The organism is Streptomyces sp. NPDC001852 (assembly GCF_042891825.1).
In the GTDB taxonomy this organism is placed as follows: Bacteria; Actinomycetota; Actinomycetes; order Streptomycetales; family Streptomycetaceae; genus Streptomyces.
In genome coordinates, this window is sequence record NZ_JBIATN010000022.1 from 141,955 (window position 1) to 148,439 (window position 6,485).

At 73.8% G+C, this 6,485-nt stretch carries 3 protein-coding genes and 1 pseudogene; 2 read left to right on the forward strand and 2 right to left on the reverse strand.

Translation table 11 applies throughout. The features are described from left to right. Positions 1-62: 62 nt before the first annotated feature. Positions 63-3,239: a cytochrome P450 gene (locus tag ACFYZB_RS32065; protein ID WP_388764494.1), complete on the reverse strand. Its 3,177-nt coding sequence runs from the start codon at positions 3,237-3,239 to the stop codon at positions 63-65. A 245-nt stretch (positions 3,240-3,484) separates the two neighbouring features. On the opposite strand from ACFYZB_RS32065, the gene ACFYZB_RS32070 reads away from it, so the two are divergent. Further along, positions 3,485-4,126 (forward strand): PAS domain S-box protein, encoded by a 642-nt coding sequence (locus ACFYZB_RS32070; RefSeq protein WP_388764496.1) that lies wholly within the window; start codon positions 3,485-3,487, stop codon positions 4,124-4,126. A 634-nt stretch (positions 4,127-4,760) separates the two neighbouring features. Here ACFYZB_RS32070 and ACFYZB_RS32075 read toward each other — a convergent pair. After that, positions 4,761-5,666, reverse strand: a pseudogene (locus tag ACFYZB_RS32075) (DUF3626 domain-containing protein); the annotation flags it as partial. A 103-nt stretch (positions 5,667-5,769) separates the two neighbouring features. Here ACFYZB_RS32075 and ACFYZB_RS32080 point away from each other — a divergent pair. Further along, positions 5,770-6,264, forward strand: coding sequence for an FBP domain-containing protein (locus ACFYZB_RS32080; RefSeq protein ID WP_388764498.1), 495 nt, complete (start codon positions 5,770-5,772; stop codon positions 6,262-6,264). Positions 6,265-6,485 lie beyond the last annotated feature (221 nt).

The following is a 6,485-nucleotide window of genomic DNA, read 5'->3' on the forward strand; positions in this document are numbered from 1 at the left end:
CCTTCGGACGGGCGGAAGGCGAGATTCTCCCAACCCTTAGTTCATGATCTGAGCTAAGCGGCTCACCCCGCCGCGTACACGTCCTCCACGTAACGCCCCTCGGCCACCAGCGAGTCGAGCCAACGCCGGGCCGCCGCCTCGTCGTCACCCGGCGTCCGTTCCCGGTACAGCGTACGGAAGGCCTCGCGGACGCCCGGTGCCATCCGGGCGCCGTCGCCGCAGACGTACACCCGCGCGCCGCGCTCCAGCAGCTCCCAGACCTCGTCGGCCTCGGCGGCGATGCGGTGCTGCACGAAGGCGGCCCCGTTCTCGGGTGCGGCACTGAAGGCCGGGCGCAGCGACACCGCGCCCGCCTCCTCGGCGGCCCGCAGCTCCCCGGCGTGCAGGAAGTCGGCGTCGGGGGCGTCGCAGCCGAAGTACAGCAGGGCGGGCGGGAGTTCGGCCCCTGCGGCGCGGGCCGCGACGCGGTCGGCGACGGCGCCGCGGAAGGGGGCCAGTCCGGTGCCGGCGGCGACCATCACCACCGGTGCCGAGCCGTCGGTCCGGAAGGCCTCGCGGCAGGGCTGGACGCGGGCGTACACGGTGTCGCCGGGCCGGAGGGCCGCGAGGTGGCCGGAGCCCGTTCCCCGGTAGCGGCCCCTTCCCGAGCGGGCGGGGGCGTCGAGGACCGAGACCATGAGGTCCACGTGGCCCGCGTCGACGGCCGGCGAGGAGGACACCGAGTAGTGGCGGGGCCGCAGCGGGGTCAGCAGGTCGAGCAGGAGCGGCCAGCCGAGCGCGCCGTGCAGGGCGGGGTGGTCCTCGGCGAGTTCCAGCAGGGTGCGCGGATCGTCCTCGCTCAGCGCGGCCAGTGCGGCGCGTTCGGGCGGGCAGGGGTTGGCCTCGGCGAGCAGGGCCTGCTGCCGGCCCGTCGGCCGCTCCTGCAACTCGACGTGGTGCGTGAGGAGTTGCCGTACGGTCAGCGGGCGGTCCACCGCTGGGCCGGCGCGGTGCGGGCGGGTGGCCCGGATGTCCAGGACGGCGTCGGGGTCGAGGCCGAACGCCGCGAGGGCACGGTCCACCAGGTCCGGTGCGTTGGCGGGCAGCACGGTCAGGTGGTCGGCGGTGCGGTAGGTGACGCCCTCGGGCAGTGCGATGCGCAGGAACCGTTTGGTGCGCGGATATGCGGGCGCGGTGAGGTCGTACGCCTCCGTGACGGTCATCGGGACGAGGCCGTGCCGCTCGGCCAGGGCGTCCAGCGGGCCGCCGGTCAGCGTGCGGACCTCGTAGGCGGTCGTGGGCTCCTCCGTCGCGGCACCGGCGTCGGGATCGCCGTACTCCGTCAGCAGCGCGGTGCGCAGCCGGGCCGTGAACTCCCTTACCGTGCCGCTCAGATCGCCGGAGGCGTCGGCGGCGGCCCGGTCGGTCAGGCGGGTGGCGCCCAGCTCGGTGAGGCGGGCGTCGATGCGGGTGGGAACCTGCTGGTAGGTGGCGGCCCAGTTGCGGTCGCCGACGCCGAGGACGGCGTAGGTCACGCCGGTCAGGTCGGGGGTGCCGTCGAGCCAGGCGCTGAAGGCCGTGGCGTCGTCGGTGGGGCGGCCGTTGTAGGAGGCGGCGGTGACGACCACGGCCCGGTCGGTGGGCAGTCCGTCCGCGTACGCGTCCAGGGCGGCGACCTCGGTGGCGCAGCCGACGGCGGCGGCCTCGTCGGCGAGCTGGGCGGCGAAGGCGCGGCAGGTGCCGTAGTTGCTGCCGTGCAGGAAGAGGACACCGGTGCCGGGGCGGACCCGGGCGGGGAGGGTGCCCGGGGCCGCGGTGTGCTCGTCCCGCACGGGCAGGGCGCCCGGCAGCGGGGCGTGCGCGCGGTCGGCGGGGGTGCGCGGGGTGAGGGTGAGGGTGAAGCCCTCGGGCTTGAGGGTGAGGGTCTCCTTCACGGTGAGCCGGTAGTCGGCGTGGTCGTGCAGCCGGTAGCGGTGGACCAGCATGGCGAGCAGCATGGTCGCCTCGTGCAGGGCGAACTGCCGTCCGATGCAGGCACGTTCACCGGTGCCGAAGGGCTTGAAGGCGTGCACCGGGCGGGCCGCCTCCGCCTCGGCGCCGAACCGCTCGGGGTCGAACAGCTCCGGGTTGTCGCCCCACACGGGCTGCCGGTGCAGCATCGGGGTGAGCACGGTGACGGCCTGGCCGGCCGCGAGCGGGATCCGGCCGCCGAGCAGGGTGTCCTCGCGGGCGTGCCGGCTGAAGGCGGCGGCCGTCGGCCACAGCCGGAGCGCCTCGTTCAGCACCTGGCGGGTGTAGGTGAGGCGGCCGATGTCGTCGTACGACGGCTCCGGGTCGGCCGTGTCGCCCCACAGCGCGTCGGCCTCTCGCTGCACCAGCCGCAGCACGGCGGGGTTCTTGACGAGGTAGTACAGGGCGAAGGACATCGCGCCGGAGGTCGTCTCATGTCCGGCGATGAGGAAGGTGATGACCTGGTTGCGGATGTTGGCGGCGTCCAGCGTGGTGCCGTCGACGGGGTGCGGCGCGCTGAGCATCAGCCCGAGCAGGTCCTCGGCGCCACTCTGGTCGGTACCGGCGCGGGCGGCGATGACGTCGTCGACGACCCCGGCGAGGTAGTCGGCGTCGGCCCGGAAGGCAGCGTCGGCAGCGGAGTGGTCCTGGCCCGGGGTGCGGGCGAGCCGGAGCATGCTCCACTCCAGGCAGCGGACCATCGCCTCCACGAAGGGGTGCGGCTCGCCGCGCCCGAAGGAGCCGAAGTCGTAGCCGAAGCCCGCCAGACCGATGGTGTCGAGGGTCATGCGGGTCATGTCGTCCGGCACGTCGACGGGCCGTCCGGTCTGCGCCGCGCGGTCCCAGGAGTCGATGAGCCGGCGGGCCACCCTGAGCATCACCGGGTGGTAGGTGCGCATCGAGCCGAGCGCGAAGGCGGGCATCAGGATGTCGTGCGCCCTGGCCCAGTTGGGCTCGTCGTTGTACGCCGTGAACAGGCCGTCGGCGGTGAATTCGCGCACGTTCTCCAGCGCGGGCCCGATGTGCTTGGCGAACCGCTCCTCGTCGGCGAGGTCCGCGACCAGGTCGGCGTCGGCCACGAACAGCGCGTCCCGGCCGTGCAGCCGGCGCACGAGCACCGGGCCGTGGTCGCGCATCAGGCCCATGACCTGCTGCAGGGGGGTGCGGCCGGGACCGGTGGCGGTGATGTCGACGACGGGGACGCCGGGCAGGGTGCCGGCCGGGTCGGGATGCGTGGCGGTGGGGGGCATGGCGCGACAACTGCCTTTCGCGGTAACGGGGTACTGGCGGTAACGGCGTACTGCGTCCCAGCCTCATCGACCGACGGGACGCCCCCGGGCCACGGCACTACACGATCGCGCAGTCAAATCTCGGTCGCGGGCCTTGCGCCGAACGCGGCCCACGGGCCAGGCACCGCGCACCGGGCCCGCGGTTTGCCGCTGACCTGGATCTTCGTCTTGGATGAGGGGGTGGCTCGGCACTTCGGGAGGTGGACATGGACCTGGGGCGGGCCGACGGGGTCGTGTGGCGCAACCGCGCGCTGATGCTCTTCGACCGGGTGTCGGTGCCGGTCGCCGTGTGCGATGTGTACGGCGTGGTGGTGCTGGCCAATCCCGCGATGGCGGCGGAGTGCGGTACGACACCGGGGCGACTGCGCGGACAAGACGTACTGGACCTGTTCCGCCCGCAAGAGGCCACCCAGGTGGAGCGGATCGCGCAGGCGCTGCGGCTGCGGCACCGCTCGCGCTACCAGGTGTCGGTGCGCTGGCGGGCCCCGGACGGCGCCGAACGGTTCGGGGAACTGTCGGCGGACCCGGTCAGCGACAGCGTGGACGAGACGCCCGCCCTGCTGGTGATGCTGCGGGTGCGGGGCGAGTCCGCGCCGCCCGAGCCGGAGCCGGCGCGGGTCACCCCCGTGGAGGGGCGGGTGCTGGCCCTGCTGGCCCGCGGCGCCACGACCGCGGGCGCCGCCCGCGAGTTGGGCCTCAGCAAGGACGGCGTCACCTACCATCTGCGCCGCCTGTCGGCCCGCTGGAACGCCGCCAACCGCACCGAACTGGTCGCCCGCGCCTACGCGTTGGGCGTACTGGCGCCGGGTGTGTGGCCACCGGAGGCGAGGACGGCGGAGCCGGGGTAGCGCGGAACGACTGTCCCGGAGGAGGCCGGGCCGGGAGAGGCGCCAACGGAGTGCCCGGGCCCGAACGGGCCGGGCATCCGGAATCCGTACGGGGGCCGGCGCGGCCGGAAGAGACCGGGCCGGAGACGTCCACGGCCGGGGCCGGCCACCCGGAGTCGGCCGGGCCGAGGGACGCCCGGGCCGAGCGGGCTGCACCGGAAGACCGGCGGAGGCGTACCGCGGCCGCCAGTGCCGCCGAGGCAGCAGTGCCGTCCAAGGCCGGGGCCCGGCCCCACACGCCAGGCCTCGGGGCCGCTCAGGCCGTGGCCACCGGCCGTTCAGGCTGATGCCGCCGACCGCCCACGCCGTACCGCCGGGCCGCCTACGCCGGGCCGGAAGAAGCCGCAGCCTGCGACGCCGGGCCGGAAGGGGCCGCGGCCGACGACACGGTGTCTGAAGAAACCCCAGCCGACGAAACCGGGCCGGCACAGACCCCAGCCGACGACGCGACGCCGGAGGAGGCCTCGGCCGACGACTCCGCGCCGGAAGAGGTCTCAGCCGACAAGTCCGGGCCGGAAGAGGCCGCGGCCGACGACGCGACGCCTGAAGAAGCCACAGCCTGGCCTGCACAGACCGCAGGCGATGGTGCCGGGCCGGGCGTGGCCGTGCCGCTGCCGGGGGCGCGGGACGTGGTCATGGCCCGGTACGCCGTGCCCGCGCCCTCGGGGGCGCCGAAGCGGGCCAGGGTGTGCCAGACCATCTTCAGGTCCTGGAGCGCGTACCGGCCGGTGCGGGCCGCGTCGCCGATGATGCGCGGGGTCAGCAGGCCGCGCTCGGCGATCAGCGCGCCGAGGTCGGCGTACTCGGGCCCCCGGTAGTCGGCGTGGCGGCGCAGTGCGGTGACGGTGAGCCGGTAGCCGGGGTGCCACTGCAGTGGGAAGGGCAGGTGCCGGGCCGCCGTCTCCACCGGGGTGCCGCGGTAGCTCGCGTCGAGCACGAGTGCCTCCACGTCCCGGGCGAGCAGCACACCGGCGTGCACATGGCTCTCGATGTAGTCGTTGAGCGGGTCCTGCTCGTCCGCGTCCGCGAGAGTGATCAGCGGCATCGCCGGGGCCACGCCGAAGTCGGTGGGCTCGGCCGCGCTGTCCGGGTAGCAGAAGGTGGCCCGGTCCAGGACCGCTCCGGCGAGCCTGAGGTGCGAGGAGCCGAAGCGCGGGGCCGCGCCGACGACCTGATGACGGAAGTTCAGTGCGCCGTACAGCGGGCGCTCGGCCGGGGCCGCGTCGTCGTACACGCCGCCGAAGATGCGGCTCTCCCAGCGATGCCGGTCGCCGCCCGGGTGCGCGGTGAGACCGCCGTTGCTGGTGCCGGTGACGTACTGCGAGTGGTACGCGCCGTCCCGGGCCAGCGCCGCGAGGATCGGCAGTCCGCCGGAGACCCGGTCGGGGTGGAAGTTGAGGGTGATGCGCAGACCCGGGTCGAGTGGTGGGCCGTTCACCGCGGCGGCGACATGGTCCAGAGCGCGTCGGGCGCGCGGCGGCAACCCCTGCCGGAAATCCATTGGCCCACCCTCCCCTTGGCTACCTAGGCTAGCCATGAACCTAGACCCATTAGGTTCATGGACCCACCGGGTCCACGGCGACGAATCCGAGAGGACTCCCCCCATGAGATCGCTCACCGAGCAGGACATCCGCAACTCTTTTATCAACTGCTCCAAGGGGGAGGCCAAGCGACTGACCGTGCCACGGGACCTCGGTGAACGCCCGTGGGACGACCTGGACTTCCTCGGCTGGCGGGATCCGGGGGCACCCGACCGCAGCTATCTGGTCACCGAGCGGGACGACCGGCTCGTCGGCGTCGCCCTGCGTTTCCAGGCCTCGCAGCGCGGGTTTCTGCACCGCAGCATGTGCTCGGTGTGTCTGACCACGCATCCCGGCGGCGGGGTGACGCTGATGGCGGCACGCAAGGCGGGGGCGGCGGGCCGCGAGGGCAACTCGGTCGGCCTGTACATGTGCACCGACCTGGCGTGTTCACTGTATGTGCGGGGCAAGAAGGCGCCGGAGTCCGGCACCCGGTTCGAGGAGACCCTGACGATGGAGGAGCAGATCGCCCGTGCGGCGGGCAATCTGTCGGCCTTCATCGACAAGCTGTACGTCTGACGGCGCCGACAGGCCGTATGCCTGACGGCTCGGTTCGCTACGCACGGCACTGTCTCCGCTCGGCCGGTAACCCGGTGACATCCCCCGTCCGAAGCGGGGCCCGGTGGATCACGCGCACGCTCAGCCCCCCCCGTTATGTTTTCCGCGGTCCTGCAAGAGGGCCGCTGGCCTTAGGGCCCGGCATGGCTGTCCCCTCCTGTCGAACGGATGACCTGGGGGGT